General features: G+C 63.0%; 19 protein-coding genes. 13 read left to right on the top strand and 6 right to left on the bottom strand.

Annotation, left to right across the window (positions count from 1 at the left end):
- Window positions 1–19: 19 nt before the first annotated feature.
- The 6 genes from cdaA to GMST_RS01495 all read left to right on the top strand — a co-directional run bounded on the left by cdaA (window position 20) and on the right by GMST_RS01495 (window position 4,172).
- A complete protein-coding gene (gene cdaA, locus GMST_RS01520) occupies window positions 20–778 on the top strand; it encodes a diadenylate cyclase CdaA (RefSeq protein WP_183352832.1) in 759 nt (252 codons plus the stop codon).
- A complete protein-coding gene (locus tag GMST_RS01515; RefSeq protein WP_183352831.1) occupies window positions 775–1,164 on the top strand; it encodes a YbbR-like domain-containing protein in 390 nt (129 codons plus the stop codon). Before cdaA ends, GMST_RS01515 begins: the two co-directional genes overlap by 4 nt.
- Window positions 1,165–1,455: 291 nt before the next feature.
- On the top strand, window positions 1,456–2,820 hold the full coding sequence (gene glmM / locus GMST_RS01510) for a phosphoglucosamine mutase (protein ID WP_183352830.1): 1,365 nt from the start codon (window positions 1,456–1,458) through the stop codon (window positions 2,818–2,820).
- Window positions 2,813–3,532, top strand: a complete 720-nt coding sequence (locus GMST_RS01505) for a pyridoxine 5'-phosphate synthase (protein WP_183352829.1) — start codon at window positions 2,813–2,815, stop codon at window positions 3,530–3,532. The genes glmM and GMST_RS01505 overlap by 8 nt, the downstream gene beginning before the upstream one ends.
- Before the next feature lie 48 nt (window positions 3,533–3,580).
- On the top strand, window positions 3,581–3,862 hold the full coding sequence (locus GMST_RS01500; RefSeq protein WP_183352828.1) for a peptidylprolyl isomerase: 282 nt from the start codon (window positions 3,581–3,583) through the stop codon (window positions 3,860–3,862).
- A 16-nt stretch (window positions 3,863–3,878) separates the two neighbouring features.
- Window positions 3,879–4,172: a hypothetical protein gene (locus tag GMST_RS01495; RefSeq protein WP_183352827.1), complete on the top strand. Its 294-nt coding sequence runs from the start codon at window positions 3,879–3,881 to the stop codon at window positions 4,170–4,172.
- A gap of 88 nt (window positions 4,173–4,260) precedes the next feature.
- On the opposite strand, the gene GMST_RS01490 is transcribed toward GMST_RS01495, so the two are convergent.
- From GMST_RS01490 to GMST_RS01470, 5 genes are all read right to left on the bottom strand, one after another.
- Window positions 4,261–5,808, bottom strand: coding sequence for a DHA2 family efflux MFS transporter permease subunit (locus GMST_RS01490; RefSeq protein ID WP_183352826.1), 1,548 nt, complete (start codon window positions 5,806–5,808; stop codon window positions 4,261–4,263).
- 88 nt (window positions 5,809–5,896) lie between these two features.
- On the bottom strand, window positions 5,897–6,982 hold the full coding sequence (locus tag GMST_RS01485; RefSeq protein WP_183352825.1) for an HlyD family secretion protein: 1,086 nt from the start codon (window positions 6,980–6,982) through the stop codon (window positions 5,897–5,899).
- Between the two features lie 48 nt (window positions 6,983–7,030).
- Complete coding sequence (locus tag GMST_RS01480; RefSeq protein ID WP_183352824.1) at window positions 7,031–8,293, bottom strand: TolC family protein; 1,263 nt, start codon at window positions 8,291–8,293, stop codon at window positions 7,031–7,033.
- Window positions 8,294–8,307: 14 nt separating this feature from the next.
- Window positions 8,308–8,748: a MarR family winged helix-turn-helix transcriptional regulator gene (locus GMST_RS01475; RefSeq protein ID WP_183352823.1), complete on the bottom strand. Its 441-nt coding sequence runs from the start codon at window positions 8,746–8,748 to the stop codon at window positions 8,308–8,310.
- A 334-nt stretch (window positions 8,749–9,082) separates the two neighbouring features.
- Entirely contained in the window at window positions 9,083–10,054 is a 972-nt protein-coding gene (locus tag GMST_RS01470) for a sulfurtransferase (RefSeq protein ID WP_246399156.1), read from the bottom strand.
- Between the two features lie 383 nt (window positions 10,055–10,437).
- On the opposite strand from GMST_RS01470, the gene GMST_RS01465 reads away from it, so the two are divergent.
- Window positions 10,438–11,433: a sugar nucleotidyltransferase gene (locus tag GMST_RS01465; RefSeq protein ID WP_183352822.1), complete on the top strand. Its 996-nt coding sequence runs from the start codon at window positions 10,438–10,440 to the stop codon at window positions 11,431–11,433.
- A 138-nt stretch (window positions 11,434–11,571) separates the two neighbouring features.
- On the opposite strand, the gene GMST_RS01460 is transcribed toward GMST_RS01465, so the two are convergent.
- Complete coding sequence (locus GMST_RS01460) at window positions 11,572–13,638, bottom strand: lytic transglycosylase domain-containing protein (protein ID WP_183352821.1); 2,067 nt, start codon at window positions 13,636–13,638, stop codon at window positions 11,572–11,574.
- Between the two features lie 248 nt (window positions 13,639–13,886).
- Here GMST_RS01460 and rnr point away from each other — a divergent pair, with 248 nt between their 5' ends.
- The 6 genes from rnr (at window position 13,887) to aroE (ending at window position 22,072) form a co-directional block, all read left to right on the top strand.
- The gene (rnr, locus tag GMST_RS01455) at window positions 13,887–16,091 is read left to right on the top strand and encodes a ribonuclease R (RefSeq protein ID WP_183352820.1); all 2,205 of its coding nucleotides are present in this window, start codon (window positions 13,887–13,889) and stop codon (window positions 16,089–16,091) included.
- Window positions 16,092–16,170: 79 nt separating this feature from the next.
- Entirely contained in the window at window positions 16,171–17,028 is an 858-nt protein-coding gene (gene tatC, locus GMST_RS01450; RefSeq protein WP_183352819.1) for a twin-arginine translocase subunit TatC, read from the top strand.
- Between the two features lie 270 nt (window positions 17,029–17,298).
- The gene (locus tag GMST_RS01445) at window positions 17,299–18,252 is read left to right on the top strand and encodes a bifunctional riboflavin kinase/FAD synthetase (protein ID WP_183352818.1); all 954 of its coding nucleotides are present in this window, start codon (window positions 17,299–17,301) and stop codon (window positions 18,250–18,252) included.
- A 69-nt stretch (window positions 18,253–18,321) separates the two neighbouring features.
- A complete protein-coding gene (locus GMST_RS01440; RefSeq protein WP_183352817.1) occupies window positions 18,322–19,347 on the top strand; it encodes a lysylphosphatidylglycerol synthase transmembrane domain-containing protein in 1,026 nt (341 codons plus the stop codon).
- The gene (locus tag GMST_RS01435; protein ID WP_183352816.1) at window positions 19,344–21,200 is read left to right on the top strand and encodes a glycosyltransferase family 117 protein; all 1,857 of its coding nucleotides are present in this window, start codon (window positions 19,344–19,346) and stop codon (window positions 21,198–21,200) included. Before GMST_RS01440 ends, GMST_RS01435 begins: the two co-directional genes overlap by 4 nt.
- Complete coding sequence (aroE, locus tag GMST_RS01430) at window positions 21,200–22,072, top strand: shikimate dehydrogenase (protein WP_183352815.1); 873 nt, start codon at window positions 21,200–21,202, stop codon at window positions 22,070–22,072. Before GMST_RS01435 ends, aroE begins: the two co-directional genes overlap by 1 nt.
- The last annotated feature ends 28 nt before the right edge of the window (window positions 22,073–22,100 follow it).

Below are 22,100 nucleotides of genomic sequence, written 5' to 3'. Positions count from 1 at the left end.
CCAGCCACCCCGGAAGCAGATGACCTTTCTCCTGCAAAACATAGGCGTGCTGCAGGACCTTTTGGACCTGTCCCTGACGGCCCTGATTCTGGTGCGCCTTTCCAGGCTCATGAAGACCGTGCTGGCCCTGCGCATCCTGGCGGTCCTCTCCACCCTGGTGGTCGGGCACCTCCTGGCGCGCCTTCTCTCCCTGCATACCGTTCGGCTTCTCTTCGATACCTTCCTGGTCTCCTCCGTGGTGGTGCTTGCGGTCATCTTCCAGACCGACATCCGGCGCGCCTTTGCCGCCCTGATCCGCAGCCGCGCGGTGAAGGACGTGGAGATGTCCGACCTGATCGACGAACTGGTCTTCGCGGTCTCGGGGCTCGCCCAGAAACGGATCGGCGCCCTCATCGTCATCGAGCGCAGCATTCAGGTGGACAGCTACCTGGCGGTGGGGACCGAGATCGACGCCAAGGTCACCAGCGAGCTGATTTCCTCCATCTTCCTGCCGTACTCCCCCATCCACGACGGTGCGGTGATCATCCAGCGCGGCAAGCTGACCCGGGCCGGCTGCTTTTTGCCGCTTACCCAGAACCTCGAGGTGAGCAAGAGCCTGGGGACGCGGCACCGCGCGGCGATGGGGCTGAGCGAACTGGTGGATGCGGTGGTCATCGTGGTCTCCGAGGAGACCGGCACCGTTTCGGTCTTCGTTGGGGGGAAGAAGACCACCAACCTGGACCCTCCGGCACTGGGCAAGTTGCTGAGGAGACTGGTGGATCAAAGGTGGCTTAAATGAGTGAGACCAGGCCCTTGGAAGAGATGTACGGGGTGAAGTTCCTCGCCGTGCTGCTGGCGCTGCTCATCTGGCTGACGGTTGCGGTGGAGCGTCCCGGCGAGGTGACCATTCCGGTTCCGGTGAACCTGGAGCACCTGCCGCGCGGGTTGAGCATGGTCTCGCCGCCGCCCGGCGTGGTGCAGGTTACCGTGTCCGGTCCCAGGGTCCTGTTGGTGCGCCCCTTTTTGCTCGGGGCACGCTGCACCCTGGACCTCTCCACGGCCGGTCCCGGAAGTGTGAGCCTCAGCACTGGGGATTTCCGGTTCGACGTGGATGGCGAGCTCAAGATCGTGCGCACGATCCCCCAGACCTTGCACCTGGACTTCGCCCTGGTGGGCTCGAAGTAGCGCGATCCTGCCGTTGAGGAGCGGTAGGCCGGTCGTGTCGCAGCTGCCCGACCGCGTTATCTCGGGTTCTTCTGCTGACGTGGAAACTGCACGCCGGGGCCAGGAACAGCCCGGTTGCCGCAGTCAGGCTGTTTAGCGGAGGTGGTGGTAAGGGCGCGCCGCTTCATTAGAGCGGGCAGCTTCTGCTCCCCCGCACCTCTCCCGTTTTACGACCCGTAGCGCGTAAGTGCAAAGGTCTGTCAACGGAGGGGAAGATGTGGTGTAATCATTCAATTTCGAGGTGGATATCACATGAAAAAACTGTTCGGTACGGACGGGGTACGAGGCGTTGCCAACGTGTACCCGATGACCGCGGAGATGGCGATGCAGATCGGCCGTGCCGCGGCCTACATCTTCAAAAACGGCAAGCGCCGGCACCGCGTGGTGATCGGCAAGGACACCCGGCTTTCCGGCTACATGCTGGAGAGCGCGCTGGTTGCGGGGATCTGCTCCATGGGGGTGGACGTCCTCTTGGTCGGGCCGCTGCCGACCCCGGGGATCGCCAACATCACCTCCTCGATGCGCGCCGACGCCGGGGTGGTCATCTCCGCATCGCACAACCCTTTCGAGGATAACGGGATCAAGTTCTTCTCGCGCGACGGCTTCAAGCTCCCCGACGAGATGGAGCTCATGATGGAGGAGCTGATCTTCTCCAAGAAGATCGACTCGCTGCGCCCGACCGCAAAAGAGGTCGGCAAGGCCTACCGCATCGACGATGCCGCCGGCCGATACGTGGTCTTCCTGAAAAGCACCTTCCCGAAGGATCTGGACCTCTCCGGCCTCAAGATCGTGCTCGACTGCGCCAACGGTGCCGCCTACAAGGTCGCACCGGCGGTATTCGAGGAACTCGGCGCCGAGGTGATCTGCATCGGCATCAAGCCCAACGGCACCAACATCAACGCCCAGTGCGGCTCCTTGCACCCCGAAGTGATGAGCGAGGCGGTGAAGCAGCACGGCGCGGACCTCGGGATTGCGCTGGACGGTGACGCCGACCGGGTCATCTTCGTCGACGAGTACGGCAACGTGGTGGACGGCGACCGGATCATGGCGATCTGCGGCACCGAGATGCTGAAGCAGGGGACCCTGAAGCACAACACCCTGGTGGCGACCGTTATGAGCAACATGGGGCTCGACATCGCGCTCAAGCGTGCCGGGGGCGAGGTCATCAAGACCGCCGTAGGTGACCGCTACGTGGTCGAGGAAATGCTCAAGGGTGGCTACAACCTAGGCGGCGAGCAGTCCGGCCACATGATCTTCCTGGATCACAACACGACCGGCGACGGCGTGCAGAGCGCCCTGCAGGTGCTGGCCATCATGCAGCGGCACCAGAAGCGGCTCTCCGAGTTGGCGCTGGTCATGGACCCGCTGCCGCAGGTGCTGGTGAACGTGCGCCTGGCCCAGAAGTCCGACATCATGCAGGTTCCCGAGATCGCCAACCTGATCAGGTCGGTCGAGGGGAAACTCAAGGGGGAGGGGAGGGTGCTGATCCGCTACTCCGGGACCGAGCCGCTTTTGCGCATCATGCTGGAAGGGAGCGACGCCGGGCAGATCAAGGATTGGGCAAACGAGATCGCGGCTGCGGTCTCCTGCGCACTGGGAGGTGAGGCTCGTGGCTAGACTGGGGGTAAATATCGATCATGTGGCGACGCTGCGCCAGGCCCGCGGCGGCATCGAGCCGGATCCGGTGACGGCTGCAGCCTTGGCCGAGATGGCCGGTGCCGACGGGATCACCATCCATCTGCGCGAGGACCGCCGCCATATCCAGGATCGCGACCTGAATATCTTGCGCGAGACCGTGAAGACCCGGCTGAACCTGGAGATGGCAGCTACCGAGGAGATGGTCTCCATCGCCCTTGCCGTGAAGCCGGAGTGCTGCACCCTGGTGCCCGAGAAACGCGCCGAGCTCACCACCGAGGGGGGGCTGGACGTCAGGATCCACCAGGAGGCGCTGAAGCCGTTCATCGAGCGCCTGCAGGCGGGCGGCATCATCGTGAGCCTCTTCATCGATCCCGATCCGGACCAGATCAAGGCCGCCAACAAGACCGGCGCCGACTACATCGAGATCCACACCGGAAGCTACGCCGATGCGCCGGACTGGAAGACCGAGCAGCAGGAGCTCATCAAGATCGAGAACGCGGTGAAACTCGCCAAGAAGCTCGACTTGGGCGTCAACGCAGGTCACGGCCTCAACTACACCAACGTGAAGAAGATCGCGGCCATCGGCGGGATCGAGGAGTTCAACATCGGTCACTCCATCATGTCCCGCGCCATCTTCGTCGGCATGGACCGCGCCGTGCGCGACATGTCCGAGTTGGTACGCTACGCGTGAAATAATTTTGCAGATTGCTTTACCATCCCACGTGAATAAGGAGTTCGTATGTCCAGAGCAGCAGCGCGTCACATCCTGGTATCCACCGAGGCCCAGTGCCTCGAACTGAAAAAACAGATCGAAGAGGGCGCCGACTTCGCCGAAATTGCACGCCAGTACTCCTCCTGCCCTTCCGGCCGTCAGGGCGGTGCACTGGGCGAGTTCGGCCCGGGTCAGATGGTTCGCGAGTTCGACGAAGTCGTCTTCAGCGGCGAGGTGGGTAAGGTGCTCGGCCCGGTGCGCACCCAGTTCGGCTACCACTTGGTCGAGGTCACCAGCCGCACCGCCTAGCCCAGGAGGAGGGAAGATGGACGCTCAAAACGCAAACGCGCAAAAGCCGAAGCAGTCGCTGCTTAGACGGCTGTTTTCCGCCGAAGGTGCCATCTTCTGCATCGGGATCGCCTGCATCGTCTATGGCGTGGCCGACGGGTTCAAGGTGATGCAGTTCTTCTTCGGGCTGTGTATCGTTGGGGGGAGTGTCGCGCTCCACTTCGTGAAGAGGAAGGACTGGGACGCCCACTGGGCCGAACACAACCGGCTGCACGATGCGCACCGGCAGCGCCTGGAAGCGGAGCAGCGGGACAAAAAGAAAGAGCAGTGAAACTAAAGGCGGGGAGGCAACTCCCCGCCTTTTTTTGTGTTTCGGTTCGCGGCCTAACGGAAGTCGTAACCTGGGCGGTAACTGATATTCAGTGGGCGGCGGGACGGACGTGGCGTACCGGTTTCTTGAGAAGCAGCAACAGCGGGATGATGACCAGGAAGGCGAGGCCGACGATGAAGAAGATCCGGTTATAGGAAAGCATCGCGGCGTGCTTGCGGACGGTGCCGTAGATGATGGCGTAGGCGCTCTTCTCGGCGGTTACCGGATCGACCCCGCGCAGCATGGTGGCCTGCTTCAACTGGTTGATACGGGATTGCACGATGAGGCTGTACGGTGTGATCTGGGCGGCCAGGTTGGTCTGGTAGAACTGGCTGTAACGAGCAAGCAGGGTGGCAGAGATAGCGATGCCGACGCTGCCGCCGATGTTGCGCAACAGGCTGAAGATGCCGGTGGCGTTCCCCATCTCCTCCTTGGCGATGGTGGAAAGGGTCACCGTGGTAAGCGGCACGAAGGTCATGGCAAGTCCCACCCCGAGCACGACGCGCGGCCAGACGAAGTCGGCGTAGGCGGCATCGAGCGAAAAGCGTTGCATGATGAACATCGAGCAGGCCCCTATCAAGAGCCCCAGCAGGACCACCTTCCTCCCATCGTAACGTTGGATAACCGCCCCCACAAATGGCATGCAGACCAGCGTGGCGACCCCCCCGGGGGCGAGTACCATCCCTGCCATGGTCGCGTTGTAGCCCATCAGTGTCTGCAGGAACAGCGGTATCAGCATGATGGAGCTGTACAGGCAAAAACCCACCGCGAACATGATCAGGTTCCCCGCCGAGAACGAGACGTTCTTGAACAGGCGCAGGTTCACGATCGGGTGCGGGTGGGTGAGCTCCACGTAGACCAGGCAGAGCAGGGCAATCGCGGATACGGCCGAACAGATGATGATGAAGGGGGAGTTGAACCAGTCGTCCTGCTGCCCCTTATCCAGCACGATCTGCAGCGCTCCCAACCCCACGACGAGCAGGGTAAGCCCCCAGTAATCGATGCTCGCCCTGGCGCGCTTGAGGTAGCTTGGGTCGTAGATGAAGAAAGAGGCCATGATGACGGCAACGATGCCGATCGGGATGTTGATGTAGAAGATCCAGCGCCAGGTCATGTTGTCGGTGATCCAGCCGCCGAGTGCCGGGCCGATGATCGGGCCGAACATGGCGCCGACCCCGAAAATGGCCATGGCCATCCCTTGCTGGTAGGGGGGGAAGGTCTCCATCATGATCGCCTGGCTCATCGGGATGAGGGCGCCGCCGGCCGCACCCTGGAGGACGCGGAAGAAGATGAGCAGACCGAGGCTGGGAGCGGCACCACAGAGAAACGAGGCGATGGTGAAGAGGGTGATGCAGGTGATGAGGAAGCGCTTCCTGCCGAACATCCGGGCGAGCCAGCCGGTCATCGGAAGCACCACGGCGTTGCTTACCAGGTACGAGGTGAGCACCCAGGTGATCTCGTCGGTGCCGGCATTGAGGCTGCCCTGCATGTGGGGCAGGGCGACGTTGGCCACCGAGGTGTCCACGATCTCCATGATCGCGGGCAGCATCACCGTGATGGTGATCAGCCACTTGTTGACGTTTTTCTCGGCAGACATAGGAACCTAAAGGCAATTGACAATGGATGATTGACAATTGACAACTAAAACCTGAAAGCGACTCAGCGACTCAGCGAATAAACCGACGTCAGTGTCCCTTGATGACATCCCCGAACTTCTTGCCGGTGAGGATGGTGGGGACGACGCTCATGCCGACGCGCAAGAGGTGAGAGGGATCGCTGTTCTTGTCGATGGCAATGCGTACCGGGATCCTTTGGATCACTTTTACGTAGTTGCCGGTGGCGTTCTCGGGAGGAAGCAGCGAGAAAGCAGCGCCGGTGCCGGCCATGATGCTCTCGACGTAACCGGTGAAGGTCCGGCCGGGATAGCTGTCCACGGTGAATTCGACTTTCTGCCCGGGGCGCACGTCGGTCAGTTGGCTCTCTTTGTAGTTGGCGGTGACCCAGGAATCCTCGAGGGTGACCAGGGCCATCAGGGCTTGGCCGGGCTGTACGTAGTTGCCGGGTTCCACCGATTTGCGGGTGACGTACCCGTCGCTGGGGGCGACGATACGGGTGTAGGAAAGGTTCAAGGATGCGGTGTCAAGCTCGCCTTTTTTCTGGGCGACGCGGGCATCCTTGGAGCCGCTGCCGGACATGCCGATCAGGGCCTGGGCGCGGCGCTCGCTTTCTTCGGCTTCTTTGAGCTGCAGTTCAGCCACCTTCTTGGCAGTCTGCAAGCGGTCCAACTGCTCCTTGGGGATCACTTCCTTGGCGAAGAGCGCCGCGCCGCGGGACAGGTCCAGCTTGGCCTGTTCCAGCTTGGCAGCCGCGAGCCCCACGTTGGCGCGGGCGCTTTCCACCTGGGCGTAATCGCCGGAGGTCTCGTTTTTGGCCATCTCGAGGGAGGCTGCGGCAGTGCGCAGCTTGGCCTGGTAGTCGGCGGCGTCGAGTTCCACCAACAGGTCGCCTTTGTGGACGAACTGGTTGTCCACCACGGTCACCTGCTTCACCAGCGCAGGAACCCGGCTGGAAATCGAGTGTACGTGCGATTCGATGAAGGCGTTATCCGTTTCGATGTGGGTCTTGCTGTGCGCCCACTGGGTGACCCCGAAGGTCCCGGCGCAGATGATTATGACAAGGAGGATGATTCCTCCGCGCTGTTTTTTGTTGAGACCTTTTCTGTCAGCAGGAGCCTGTTCGCTTTCCGCAGACAGTTCACTTCCTTCAGCCATTAACCCCCCCGATGTACTTCAGTTATCAATTGCCTTTACACGTTGCCTCTACAAGTTTCCCGCCGCGCGGCGTACCCGGGCCGCCGCTACCTGGAGATCGAAAACGCTCTGGTAGTAATCGGTGCGGGTCTGGGTGAGCAGGGTCTGGGCATCGACCACCTCGGTCGCCGTGCCGACCTTCTCCTGGTAGCGGTCCTTGGTGATACGCAGGTTTTCCATCCCCTGCTGGATAGCCTTTTCGGCAACCCCGATCCGGGCCGCTGCCACCTTGACGTCGTTTTGCGCCTGGGCCAACTCGAGTGCCACGCGCGCTTCCAGGTCCCTCAGGCGCTCCTGGTCCCGGGACCTCGCCTCGACCGCCTGTCTAAGCCGCGAGGTAGTGGCCAATCCGTCGAACAGGATCACCTTGAAGCCCACCACGGCGTACATGATGGACTGCTCGCGCACCTTGTCGTTTTGCACGTAATCGAGCCCCAGCCTGCCGAAGATCTCTGGGTAGTAGCTCGTCTTGGCCTCCTGGACCGCGTAATCCGCCGCGCCTACTGCGCTTCTCAGGGCGAGGACTTCGCCGCGCCTGGAGAGGTCCACCGTTGCGTCGGCGGCAGGGGCCAGCGTGGTCAGCGGCTCTTCCTGCAACTCGCCACGCTTTTGGGGGGGAAGCCCGGTCAGGTAGTTCAGCAGCAGCCAGCTGTTTTCCACGGCGTTTTGCGCGCTCAAGAGTTTCTGGCGGCTAGCGGCGACCCGAACCTCGGCCTGGAGCAGGTCGTTTCTGGTCACCACCCCCTGCTCGAAAAGTGCCTGGGCCGTTTTCTGGTGCGAGGCCATCTGCACCACCTCGTCCTCTGCGGCCTGCACCACCTTGCGCGCCTCGAGGATGCCGTAGTAGGCGCGCACCACCTGGAGAAAAAGGTCCTGCTCGGCGCCGGAGTAGCTGTACCGCGCAGCTTCGCGCTGCATCCTCGCGGCCGCGACCCGGGCCTCGGTCCTGCCGAAATCGTAGAGGGTGCTGTTAAGCGCCAGGTTCAAAAAGGCGAAGTCCGCCTCCTGCGTCTCCTGGACAATGGGGCCGAACTGGACCGCCTGGGCCGCCTGCTGTGCCTGGTAACCCGCCTGCAGGTCGATGCGCGGGCGCCAGGCGCTGCGTGCGATTTCCACCTGCTGCTGCGCGATCGCCGTGTCGTACGAGGTGGCACGCAGGGACTGGTTGTGGGTGGCTGCCCGATTCAGGCACTCCTTGAGGGTGAGCGGTTCAGCGCAGGCAGTTCCGGCAAGAAGCAGCAGCGCTGCGAGGGATAGCAGTGTGGTACGCATGGGATTCTCCGGGATCAGCTGCGCAGCTTCTCCAAAAGGGACTTCAGGGTCTCGATTTCCTGCGGGTCGAGTTTGGCGGTCAGCTTGGCAAGGGCGGAGTGGGCAAGCGGGGTGAGCTCTGACTGCAGAGCCTTCCCGCGGGGGGTAAGGCAGATCCGGTAGGCGCGGCGGTCGTCGGGGTGACTGCGGCGTGCCACCAGCCCTTCCTTTTCCAGCCGGTCGATCAGCCCGCCCATCGTGGTCCGGTCGATCTGGCTTCGAGCGGAGAGCTCCGACTGGCTCATGCCGTCCTCTTGCCAGAGAAACCCAAGAACCCCGAACTGCTGCGGCGTTAGGTCGTAGCCTTCGAAGGTCTCCTTGAATAGGAGGCTGGCACGCTGGTATGCCTTGGCAAGCAGAAACCCAACGCTTTTGCCGATTTCGAGCTGTTGATTGTCAGGCACATTTGCTTTCATGGGAACTCTGCTGGTAAGACGGGCCTAAGTTGTAAGCCTAACAGCTGGCTGGAATCCTTAATCTACTGCCGTATCGAAACTAATTAGGTCATTATGCATACTATCAGTATACTGTCAATCTTTGTTAACATGGCTCGGAAACAGTCCTACAATCAGCTCTCATCGCCTCGCTTGTAGTGTGATGCTCTGTGCAAATCTCCCCTATGACGGTCCTGCACCTTGGACAAGAGGAAGACGCTTGCAGCGGGAGTCGTCACCATACAGAAAACGACAAAAGGCCCACCTATATCGGTGGGCCTTTCCGGTTCGGGAGGCAAATGTTTGCTCGTGCTCGCTACTGGTTGCCGGCCAGCGTCGCCTCGCTGCAGCTGTTCACGATGGGAAGGGCGTGGTCTTTGGACCAGCCGATCCAGGAACTGTCGTAGTTGTGCAACTTGTCGAGGGACCAGCCCAGGAGGTAGTAGGTGAAGAGCGCCTGGGTTGAACGGACGCCGGACTGGCAGAAGAAGTACTGGTGCTTCTTCGGGTCAGCGCCGAGTTTTTTGAGCAGCGCCTGGGCCTCGGATGCCGAGATCCACTCTGCCTTGTTCTCCTTCTTCTTGAAGAGCTCCCAGTCGGCGTGCTTGCCCCAGGGGATGTGGCCTTTGCGGTAGGCTCCCTTTTTAAGCTCTTCGCCGCAGAACTCCTTCTTGTCCCGCTCATCCCAAAGTTGTCCCCTGGCGTGGTCGCTCAGGACGACGATCTCGGGGGTGTCGACACGCAGGGTAGGGTGGGCCACCTTGGCGACGAAGCTGCCGGTCCGCTTCGGCTCAGCCGCCAGCAGGTCGGTGTCGTAGCCGCTCTCTTTCCACCCCTTCACACCGCCGTCCAGCACCCGCACGTCGGTCTTGCCGTAGTAGAAAAAGGCCCACCACAGCCGGGTGGCGTCGTACTTGGTGTCGTAGACCACCACCTTGGAATCCCTGTCGATCCCCAGCCGCTGGGCGAGCTTGCTGAATCCCGCCGGATCGATCAGGTTGCCGGTGATGCCGTTTTGGGTTTCCGGCGGTGCTTCGTAATCGGGACGGTCCACCTTGAAGGAGCCCGGAACGTGACCCAGGCGGTACTCCAGTTCGTTCTCTGCAGCGATGATCACCAATTTGGTATCGTGAGAGTCGATGAGCGCCTTCAGTTCCTTCGGAGTGATCAGGGCACCGGCCCGGGCGTACCCTTTATAGCCGGGCTTCGCCGGGGCCGCCGAGGCCCAAACGGCTAACGATAAAACGAGTGAGATGATCAACAACGCCCTTAATGCCTGATGTTTCAAGGAATCCTCCCGGTGACTGAAAGAAAGATGATGTGGGCCTATTTTTAATCTCTTCAGTCGGGAATTTCAAGAAAAAAATATCAAACCGGTCAAGAAATATTTTAGGAAACTTGACTAAACAATGTGTGAATGGCGAGTGTGGTCGGAACAGTGGAGTTTTATGGTTCGCTAGGCGCTCCCGAAGCAGGAGGCAAAAACGCATTCTTCTCTATCTGGTTTCACCGAACCGGCATTCCCCAATTCGTTACTGGCATAGCCTGGGCAACTGTGCTACGATTCGGGAATTATGCGGTGCCGGAACAATAGCGCTTGCTCTGAAACCGCACTGTCTCGCATACAGCTCTATTGCCGATGTTATGCCCAGGCTCTCAAGGAGAACGTCAATGAAGATACTGCTTCCCGTCGCCGGGAAAGGCACCCGTCTCAGACCTCATACCCATACCAAGGCGAAGTCGCTGGTCCACGTTGCCGGAAAGACCGTTCTGGAGCACATCATCAGCCGACTGGTGCCGCTGGGCGCCAGCGAGTTCCTCTTCATCACCGACGAAAACGGCGGCCAGGTGAGGGAGTTCATGAGCAGCACCTTCCCGGAGCTCGCCTGCCGCTACCTGGTGCAGAAGGAGCGCCGCGGCCCCGCCCACGCGGTCTCCCTGGCGGCACCCCACGTGGGGCCCGGCGAGGACCTGCTCATCGTGTTCAACGACACCATCTTCGATGCCGACCTGACCCGCATTCCTGCCTTGAGCGCCGACTGCGACGGGCTCATCTACTCGAAAGAGGTCGAGGACTACCAGCGCTTCGGAGTCAACGTGGTGCGCGACGGGGTGATCGTCGACATGGTGGAGAAGCCGGAGACCCTGATCTCCAAGCTGGCGCAGGTGGGGCTCTACTATTTGAAGGACGGCCGGGATTTCATGCGTTACCTGGAGGAAACCATCCGCCTGGGCGAGACGGTGAAGGGGGAGTACTACCTGCCGGCGGTGTTCATGCGCATGATCCGGGACGGGCGCCGTTTCCGGGCGCCGGAGATCGATGCCTGGCTCGATTGCGGTACGCCGGAGACGCTTTTGAGCACCAACAGCTACCTCTTGGCGCGCGAGCACCACATCGACGGCGAGGTGGTGGATTCCGTGCTGATCCCGCCGGTGCACGTGGAGAAGGGGGCGGTGGTGCGCGGCTGCATCCTGGGGCCCAACGTCTCCATCGCGGCCGGCAGCTTGGTCGAGTCGAGCATCCTGAAGAACTCCATCGTGAACGGCAACTCCCATGTAAGCAACATCGTGCTGCACGACTCGATCCTGGGTGATTCGGTACACCTCATCGGCTCGACCCGTAAGATGAACATCGGGGATCATTCGCTTCTGGAGATGCAGGGGTAGAGAGGCAATTGACGATTGACAACGTGGGGCGCGTCTGGCGCTTCATCTTTTTTACTGCTTCTCTGTTTAGACGTAAAAAAAAAGGGGACGGGCTCCAATCGGTGCCTGTCCCCTTTTTTACGTTGTGTCACTCTCCCGCTAGTTCTTCTTCTCAACCGGAAGCCGGTACAGCCTCTGGTAGAGCTCCATGTTGCTCAACACCTTCTTCACGTACTCACGCGTCTCCTTGAAGGGGATGCTCTCGATGAACTCGTCCTGGGGGAGCCCGCCGAAGGCCTTCTGCCAGCGCTTCACGTTCCCCGGCCCCGCGTTGTAGGCCGCGGCGGTGAGGACGATGCTGCGGTCGTAGCTGTTCATCTGGTCTTTGAGGTAACGCGCCCCCAGTTTGATGTTCAACTCGGGACGGGTAAGCCGCACCGAATCCCCCTTGGACATCGCCTCGGCGGTTCCCGGCATGACCTGCATGAGCCCTACCGCGCCCACCGGCGAGAGCGCGCCGGGGTGGTAGTTGCTCTCGGCACGCATGATGGCCCAGATGAGGCTCTCGGGAAGCCCGGTCAGGGCCGCGTTTTTGACGACGTCCTCGCGGTAGGCGAGCGGGTAGGTGAGCGCCCAGGCGGTCAGGTTGCCGCGCTCGGGCGGCACCTTGCCGTTGTCCTTGGCCACCTGGTGGAAGGCGCCGTTGTAGTTCTCCATTTCCAGAAAGAGCCGGGCGATCCCCAGAGGATTCTTCTTCTTGCTGGCCCAAAGCTCCCGGGACGCCTCGTCGTAGAGCCCCAGGGCGATGAGCGCCTTCTCCCGTTCGAAGCCCCCCGGCATCGGGAGCTCCTCCACCACGTTCTTGGGCGGAGCCGGGAAGGAGCCGAGATCGCACCAGCGGTTGCAGATCAGGGCGTAGTAGCCGAAGGGGTACTCGGCGGCCAGGGTGTCGAAGGCCTGCTGGGCCCCCTTGGCGTCCTGCAGGCTGTTAAGGGTCTTGCCGAGCCAGTAGAGCGACCTCTCGCGGTACTCCGGGTTGGCGGCCGCCTTTTTCAGGTAGCCGGCAGCTGCCGGAAAGTCGCGCCCCAGGTAGCTGGTCCAGGCGGCATCCCAGTAACTGCCGCCGAACTTCTGCGGGTCCTGGTGGGTCGAGAGGAACTTCTGAAACAGCTGGACGGACTCGCCCCAGCGCTTCTGCTGGCGCTTCAGGTAGGCGGCCTCCAGGAGGGCGTCGTCCGCAAACGACCCGGGTGCCTGGGAGAGCCTTAAGAAGAGTTCGAGTGCCTGGTCGGTCTTGCCGTTACGGTCCTGCGCCTTGGCGAGCCAGAAGCTTGCTTCCGACGGGCTCCCCGCGCGCTGGGCGAGCTCCTTGAGCAGTTGCTCGGCCTCCTGCCCCTTCTTCGCTTTGACGAGGGCCTGTCCCGCCCTGAGGCGCACCTTGGTTACAAAGTCGGCACTCTCCCCGTTAAGCGGTATCTCCTGGTAGGCACGTCCGGCCTGGGCGTAGCGCCCCAGGTCGTAGAGTATCCCGGCGCGCTTGAAGAGCTCCGCGTGGCTGTAGGGGGGCACGGCGGCCCCCGCCTGGCTGATCCGTTGCAGCTCGGCACCGGCTCGCTCGGCAGTCGGCGAGGAGGGGTGGTTCAGCCAGAGGTTTCTCAGGATGACGGCGGCGCCCGCCGGGTCACCCAGCCGGTCGCGGCACAAGGCGGCGCCCAGTTGGGCGCTGAGGGCATCGGAACCGGAGGCGTAGCGCTCGATGAACACGGTGTAGCTGTCCAGGGCCTGCTTGTGGTAGTTGCCGGCGACCAGGGTGTCGGCATAGAGCAGGGTGGCCTGGCGGTTCAGCCGGCTGTCCGGGTAGTTCTTGAGCAGCCGGTAGAGCGGCTGCAGAGCCTGGTCGATCCGCCCCAGCTTGGCGAGCGCGTTCCCCTGGTGGTAGAGGGCGTAGTCGGCCAAAAGGGGATAGCTCTCGGCGGCCTGGGAGAGGTAGCCGGCGGCATCCTCCCACTTCTCCTGTTTGGCGCTCGCCATCCCGAGCAGGAAGGCGCGCGCACCGGTCGCGGAACTTTTCAAAGCGGCATCGCGGGCTCCGGCGAAATCCTTCACCTTCATCCTGGCGGCTGCCTGGCTGAGGGCGGGATCACCGGGGCTGGTGAGGCCGGCGGCATAGGCTGCGAAGCTGAGACTTATCAGGCAGGCGGCTCCTGCCAGGGTGCGGCGATACATCGTGGACTCCATGTGCGTAAATGCGGAAGCTAAATCGACATTATTAGCGGAGCGGCCCGCAAATAGCAAAGCTTTTTTGCCCTGAAAAACTGCGGGAAGGAAGGCCTCTTCAGGGGGGCTCCCGCCACAGCCGGGTTAAATCGTTGACATCGGTCAGGGGGTTCTGCATTATCCGGAATCAGAGGACATTTTCATTGGCCGGCTGCGTCCTCGTCTCCCACCAACCGTCCGGTCCGAAAGGGTATGTCATGCGCAAGGGAAAAGAGGCAGTACTTAAACTTCTGAGAAACGGCGAGCCGGTGCCGTATCGGCAACTCCTCAAGATGCTCGGGGTGGCGCGCGGCCAGGAGCGCAACAGGCTGGACGAGATGCTGGATACCCTGCTCGAGGCGGGTGAGATCGTAAAGCTGCCGGGTCGCATCTACGCCCTCCCCGGGGCGGCCGGTGCGCTGCGCGGCAAGCTCTCCATGCACCGCGACGGCTACGGCTTCGTGATGGCCGAGGACGGCAGCGGCGACCTCTACGTGCCGGCCCGCTACCTGCGCGATTATATGAACGGCGACCTCGTCGAGGCCCAGGTGGTCTCGGTGCGCCGCGACGGCAAGCGCGAGGGGCGGGTGACGTCCCTGGTCCAGCGCGGCGTCACCTCCATCGTCGGGCGCTTCGAGTCGGTCGGCAGGGGAGGGCGCGTCATCCCCGACGATGACCGGCTGGGGCACGACCTCTTCGTCCCCCCTAACGCCCTGGGCGGCGCGCGCGACGGCCAGGTGGTGCAGGCGCAGATCACCTCGTACCCCAGCCAGGTGCGCGGCCTGGAAGGGCGCATCACCGAGGTGCTCGGCGACGCCAACGACCCCGAGGTCGAGGTGCTCACGGTGATCAAGAAGTTCGACCTGCCGCACGTCTTCAGCCCGGCGGTGCTCGCCGAGGCGTGCAAGGAACCCCAGGAGGTTCCCCCCGAGGCGGCCGCAGGGCGCGTCGACCTGCGCGAGCGGGTCACCGTGACCATCGACGGCGAGACGGCGCGGGACTTCGACGACGCCGTGTCGGTGGCCCGCGAGGGGGAAAAGATCAGGCTCTGGGTCTCCATCGCCGACGTCTCCCACTACGTCCCCGAGGGCTCCGCCCTCGACCTGGAGGCCTACCTGCGGGGAACCTCCGTCTACTTTCCGGACCGCTGCATCCCGATGCTCCCCGAGGAGCTCTCCAACGGGATCTGCTCCCTGAACCCGCAGGTGGACCGGCTCACCATGACCGCCGAGATGCTCTTCGACGCCGCCGGCGAGATGGTCGAGTCCCGTTTCTACCCGAGTGTGATCAAGAGCCACGCACGCCTCACCTACACCATCGTGAAGCGGATCGTCGTCGACGCCGAAGCGGAAGCCATCGCCCAGCATCGGGAGCTGGTGCCGCACCTGAAGGTGATGGAAGAGCTCGCCTTGAGGCTCAACAAGAAACGGAGCCTGCGCGGCAGCATCGACTTCGACCTCCCCGAACCGCAGATCGTCCTCGACCTGCAGGGGGAGACCACCGCCATCGTCAAGGCCGAGCGCAACTTCGCGCACCGGATCATCGAGGAGTTCATGCTGGCGGCCAACGAGGCGGTGGCGAGCCACCTGGAGGGGATCCCGGTCCCCGCCCTGTACCGCGTGCACGAGAACCCGGATCCCGTGAAATTGAAGGATCTCGCCGAGTTCGTCTTCAGCTTCGGCTACCAGCTCAAGGTGGAGGAGGACAAGGTGAGCCCGCTTGAGCTGCAGAAGCTTTTGGCGGAGGTGGAAGGGAAACCCGAGGAGCGGCTCATCAACGAGGTGCTCTTGCGTTGCATGAAGCAGGCGCGCTACTCGGCGGAGAACCTGGGGCACTTCGGCCTGGCCGCCTCTTCCTACACCCATTTCACCTCGCCGATCAGGCGCTACCCGGACCTGGTGGTGCACCGCATCTTGAGGCGGGTGCTTGCGGGCAAGCTCTCCGGCAAGGAGCGCGGGGCGCTGGAGGCCCGGCTTCCGGAGACCGCCCTGCACACCAGCCGGCGCGAGCGGATCGCGATGGAGGCCGAGCGCGAGATGGTCGACCTGAAGAAGATGCAGTTCATGCGCGACAAGATCGGCGAGGAGTACGAAGGCTTCATCACCGGCGTCGCCCCCTTCGGCATCTTCGTGGAACTCGTGGAGCTCTTCGTGGAGGGGATGGTGCCGGTCGCCACGCTCCCCTCGGACTACTACGTCCACCTGGAGAAGAGCCACTCCCTGGTAGGAGAGCGTAGCCGGGTGAGCTACCGGATCGCCGACAAGGTGAAGGTCAAGGTGGCGGCCATCAACGAGGCGCGCCGCCAGGTGGAGTTCGCCCTGGTTGCCTCGCTTGAGTCGCGCCCGCTGCAGCGGCCGGCCGGCGGCGAGAGCTACCCGCGCATCCCGGTCAAGGGGAAGCGCCCCAAGCCGAGGCGTCGCTGAAACAGGTTGCACTCGCTTTGGCCGCTGTGGTATAGAATTTGTTTGAACTTTTAGGTACTCATGAGGAGAACTCCCCAATATGGCTGAGGAAAAAGTCCTGCCCTTTATGGAGCACCTGGTCGAGCTCCGTAAGCGGCTTATCGTTTGTGTGTTTGCCATCGTCATCGGCATGGGGGTGGCCTGGAACTTTTCCAACGACATCCTGAGCTTCGTGGAAAAACCGCTTACCGGCAAGACCTACCTAAACGACATCAAGAAGAAGGTGTACGACGAGGTGAAGCAGCGCTACCCGGCGGCCTACCAGCGCTACAAGCTGGGCGAGGAGCACGGCGTCGTCGAGAAGACCCGGCCGCTCAACTACTCGGCCCCGCTCGAGCCGTTCTTCGTGCAGTGCAAGATCTCCATGCTGGCCGGGATGATCATCGTTTTGCCGGTGATCTTCCACCAGTTCTGGCTCTTCGTGGCGCCGGGGCTCACGCGCAAGGAGCGGCGCTACGTGGTCCCCTTCGTCACGGTCGCCACGGCGAGCTTCTGCGTGGGGGCCATGTTCTTCCTGGTGGTGATCTGGCCGGTGATCATCAACTTCTCGCTCTCCTACGAGGAGCTCGGGTTGCAGAGCTGGTTCAACATCTCGGCCTACATCAACTTCTGTTTGAGGCTGATCCTGATCTTCGGGTTGATCTTCGAGCTCCCCGTTTTGGCCTTCATGCTCTCCCGCTTCGGGCTGGTGAACTACCGGATGCTGGCTGCCCGGCGCAAGTACGCCCTGCTCGCGAGCTCCATCATCGCCGCCTTCCATGCCGACCTGGTGACCATGTTCGTCATCATGATCCCGCTCTATCTCATGTACGAGATCAGCATCTGGGTGGCGCTGGTCTTCGGCAAGAAAAAGGTGCCGGCGGTGAGCGACGACGACGTGGAGCCGGCCGAGGCGTAGCAGACGTATCTAAAACCTTTCGTTGTCCCGCTAACACGGGAAAGCCGGAACTGGGTCCCCTCTCCCCTTGCGGGACAGGGTGAGGGGGAAGTGGCCACCTCAACGGAGCGGGCAGCTTCAACCCCCTCCCGTCAAGGAGGGGGGCAACGTTCTCAAGAGGTTTCTCCCTCACGTGCGGTTTTCCTGCGGACCGGGTTGTCCGGTCAACGATTTTCAGTGATTGCGCGTTCCTCCACGGAACGCGCGTTGGTCCTTAAAGGTTTGCAGCAGATGATTATTTACCAAAGCATCGCCGAGGTGAGGGGAAAGCTCCGGCACCCGGTGGCAACCATCGGCAACTTCGACGGTGTGCACCTGGGGCACCGCGAGATCTTCAAGCGGGTGCGCGAGCTGGCCAAAAAGGCGGGGGGCGTCTCGGTGGTGGTCACCTTCGCCCCGCACCCCTTGCAGGTCCTGGCCCCCGAACGGGGGGTCAAGCTGATCACGAGCCCCCGCGAGAAGGCCGCCCTCATCGAGGCCTCCGGGATCGATTACCTGCTGGAGATCCCCTTCGACGCGGCCTTTGCCGCCCTCTCGGCAGGGGAGTTCGTGGAACGGGTCCTGGTCGGAACGCTCGGGATCGAGCACCTGGTCATCGGCTACGACTACGCCTTCGGGAAGGGGAGGGAAGGGGACGTCACCTTGCTGCGCGAACTGGGGGGGCGCTTCGGCTACACGGTGGAACTCCTCCCCGCGGTTGCCAACGGCGACACCGTCTACAGCAGCACCAAGGTGCGCGAACTGGTGACGCGTGGCGACGTGAAGGGGGTGGTCGAGGTCCTCGGGCGGCACTACTTCATCTCGGGCACCGTGGTGCACGGCCAGCACCGGGGGCGGGGGCTTGGCTTCCCCACCGCGAACCTCGAGACCGACGACGATCTCCTCCCCGAGGTCGGGGTTTACGCGGTGAAGGTGCGCATCGGCACCGAACTCTACGACGGGGCCTGCAACATCGGCTCGAACCCGACCTTCCAAAACGAGCGCGTCACCCTCGAGGTGTTTCTCTTCAATTTCGACGGCGACCTCTACGGCAAGGAGGTCTCGGTGTTCTTCCTGGACCGGTTGCGCGGCGAGCGGCGCTTCCCGAGCCTGGACGAGCTGAAGGCCGCCATCGCCGCCGACGTGGCGCGCTGCCGGGAGATCCTGAAGGACGCCGCCATCGTCGAGTACCACGACGCCGAGTAGCAGAGCTGCAAAGACCACCTGCCCGATCCGTCCACCCGGCCGATCCGGCCAACCGTTAGGGGAGTGCGTTTGAAGAAAAAACCGGATTTTAAGCTCTGGCTCGGGATAGCAATCAGCGCCTTCTTCCTGTTCCTGTTGTTCAGGAAGATCGACTTCGCGAAGCTCGGCTCCGCCTTCCGCGAGATGGACTACCGCTTCATCCCGCCAGCCATCCTCTTGACCTTCGTGAGCTACTACTTGAGGGCGGTGCGCTGGAAGTACCTCCTGCTCCCCATCAAGAAGACCCGCCTGGGGAACCTCTTTCCCTCCACCCTGATCGGCTACATGGCCAACAACCTCCTCCCGGCCCGGCTGGGTGAGTTCGTGCGCGCCTACTCGCTCGGGCAGAAGGAGAAGATCGGCACCCCCGCGGTGTTCGCCTCGCTGGTGGTGGACCGGCTCTGCGACGGCTTCACCATCCTCCTGGTGCTCCTGATCACCTTTTTCACCATCAAGCTCCCCCCGGGGATGGAGCACATCCAAAAGGGGCTCGTCACCGGCGGCTATGTCACCTTCACGCTCTACGTCGTAGTGCTCGCCTTCCTGGCGCTTTTGAAAAGCCGCACCGACTGGACGGTCGGCCTGGTCACCCGGATCCTGGCCTCCTTTGCTCCGCGCCTGGCCGAGCAGGTGGCCACCCAGTTGCGCCACTTCATCTCTGGCATCCTGTTCCCCAATAGGCCCCGCGAGATCCTCGCCGTTGCGCTGAGTTCGCTCTTCATCTGGGCCGCCGCGATCTGGCCGGTGGACCTGGTGCTGCGCTCCTTCGGGGTCACGCTCCCCATAACCGCCAGCATGTTCATCATGGTGTTCCTGGTCTTCGCCGTCATGGTCCCGGCCTCGCCCGGGTTTGTCGGCACCTACCACTTCGCCTGCGTCACCGCGCTTTCGGCCTTCGAACTGCGCTCCGAGCAGGCCCTCAGCATCGCCCTGGTGGCCCACGGTCTCAGCTTCTTCCCGGTGATCGTGGCCGGCCTTTACTGCCTGTGGCGGGACAAGACGAGCCTCAAGAATATAAGCGCTGAAAACGACAGCCAGTCAGGAGCCCCCGCGTGAGCATCAGGACCACCCTTAAACGACTCGATGCCTTCGCCGTCCTCTCGTTTCTGATCCCCCTGTTTCTCTACCTGTTGACCCTGGCACCCTCGGTCACCTTCTTCGACTCGGGGGAGTTCATCACCGCCACGGCCTCCCTGGGTGCGGCACACTCGCCGGGCTACCCGCTCTTCATCAACTACGCGAAGCCCTTCACCTGGCTCCCGTTTGGCTCCGTCGCCTTCCGGGTGAACCTCGCCACGGCGATCTCGGCGGGGCTCGCCTGCTACGGGGTCTACCTCCTGGTCACCCGCCTTTTGAAGGACGAGGAGATCCCGGGGAACTTCTTCCGCACCGCGCGCGGCTTCACCGGCCTGTGCGCCGCGGTGACCTTCGCCGGCACCGCGCGCCTTTGGCTGCAGTCGAACCACGACAAGCCGTACCCGCTTTTGGCCTTCATCTGCGCCGTGGTCTTCTACCTCATGCTCCTGTGGCGCGAAAGCTACGACCGCGGCGAGGAGCGCCCGTCCTACGTCTACCTGGGCGCCTTCCTGTGCGGCCTGGGGACCGGCGCCCACCAGATCATGGTGCTGATGATCCCGGTGTACGGCTGGCTCATCGTCTCGAAGAACTGGCGCATCCTCTTCAGGGTGAAGGAGTTCCTCCTTGCCCTGGCCTTCGGCATCCTCGGTTTCTCGATCCACCTGCACCTCATCGTGCGCGCCCTGCAGAAGCCGCTTTTGAACTGGGGCGACTCCAAGAACCTCACCCAGTTCCTCTGGAACATGCTGCGCAAGGGGTACCCGACGGTGAAGCCGGACCGGGACCTTGGGCTTTTGTGGGCCCAACTGAACGCCTTCAACGTCCCCAACGAGTTCACCGTCATCGGGCTTGCCCTTTTGCTCCTCGGCCTCTTGACCTTTTTCAGCCGCCAGCGCGACGTGGTCATCTCCTACCTCATCGGGCTCGGCTCGTTCTTCCTGGTGATCGTCGGCTACTTCAACACGCCGCGCGACCTTATCTTCCTCACCGAGGAGTTCTTCACGCCGCTCTACCTGTTGAGCGCGGTCTTCATAGCGCTCGGTACCTTCTACCTGGTGCAGGAACTGGCGGCCCGGCTCCCCGCCGCCTGGGCCGAGCAGCGCCCCTTGTGCCGCGCGCTGCTCTCCCTGCTCATGGTGCTGCCGCTTACCGTCTGCCTCCTGCACTACCAGGAGAACGACCAGCACGAAAACTACGTCGCCTTCGACTACGCCTCAAACACCCTTAAGTCCCTCCCCGAAGGGGCCGTCCTCTACACCTGGGGCGATTCCGGCGCCTTCCCGCTCTGGTACGTCCAGGGGGTGGAGCGGATGCGCGAGGACCTGGACCTGCTGCACACCCCGCACCTGGTCTTCCAATGGTATTTGGACGCCTTCCCGAAGGTCTTCAACACCTCGCGGCTGCGCTCCATCCCCCCCGAGCAGATCGCCCCCGAGGACGCCGTGTTCGTCTCGGCTGCCGAGCAGATCGTCAAGCGCCCGGTGTACATCGATTTCTCCACCCGCTACTCGGTGCAGTTCTCCCAGTTCCAGCCGCACCAGCACGGCATCTGCTACCAGCTGTTGCCGGCCTCGCAGCCGCTTGCGCCGCCGGACCTCGACATCTGGCAGATCTACTCGCTGCGCGGCGTCCTCGGTAACGACCTCTTCTTCAGGGACCTCGACACGGGGAAGGCGATCCAGATCTACGCTGCCGCGCACATGGAGGCCGGCGAGACCCTGCTCAAGATGGGGTTTGCCCAGGGGCTTACCGAACTGGCGGCGGCGCAGCGCATCCAGCCGGACCTGGCGCCCGAGATCAACAAGCTGCGCCAAGGCTACGGGGTACGCTGATGGCTCCCATCACCGGCAAGACCAGGCTCACCGGGATCATCGGCTGGCCCATCGCCCACTCGCTCTCTCCGGTCATGCACAACGCGGCCTTCGCGGCACTCGGGCTCGACTGGAGCTTCGTCCCCTTCGCCGTCCCCCCCGAGCGGCTCGCCGAGGCGGTGACCGGGCTCTCCGCCCTGGGGGTTTCCGGGTTCAACGTGACCATCCCCCACAAGGTGGCCATCATGCCGCTCCTTGACCGGATCACACCTGAGGCCGAACTGATCGGTGCGGTCAACGTGGTGGACAACCGCGACGGGGTGATGACCGGGTACAACACCGACGGGATCGGGCTTTTGGCCGCGCTGAACGAGGGGTTCGGTTTCGAACCCGCCGGGAAGAGCGTCCTGGTCCTGGGTGCCGGCGGAGCGGCCCGCGCCGCGGCTGCCGCCTTGGGGAGCGCGGGAGCCTCACGCATCGCGCTCGCCAACCGCAGCCTGGAATCCGCCGCTGGGCTGGCTCGGGCCCTCGAACCGCGCCTTCCCGGGACCGCGTTCAGCGTGCACGGGCTCGCGGCACTCGCCGAGCGCTCCTTTCTCGAGGACTTCGACCTGATCGTCAACACCACGAGCGTCGGGATGGCAGACGACGCCTTCCCCGGGCTCTCGCTTGCCGGGCTCAAGCCCGGGCTTGCCGTGTACGATATGGTATATGCCCCCCCGGTCACCCCGCTCATGAAGGAGGCGGTTGCCTGTGGGGTCCCAAACGCCAACGGTCTGGGGATGCTGGTCGCGCAGGGAGAGGCGGCCTTCGCCATCTGGACCGGCCGCACCCCGCCCACGGGGTGCATGGCCCGGGCGCTGGCTGCGCTCCCAAGTCCAGGTAACCCTTGACAATACCGTCGTTACAAAATACCATTCA

The organism is Geomonas silvestris (genome assembly GCF_014193515.1).
In the GTDB taxonomy this organism is placed as follows: domain Bacteria; phylum Desulfobacterota; class Desulfuromonadia; order Geobacterales; family Geobacteraceae; genus Geomonas; species Geomonas silvestris.
Note: the sequence above shows the minus strand (reverse complement) of the source record. Positions and strands in the feature narration are given on the sequence as shown.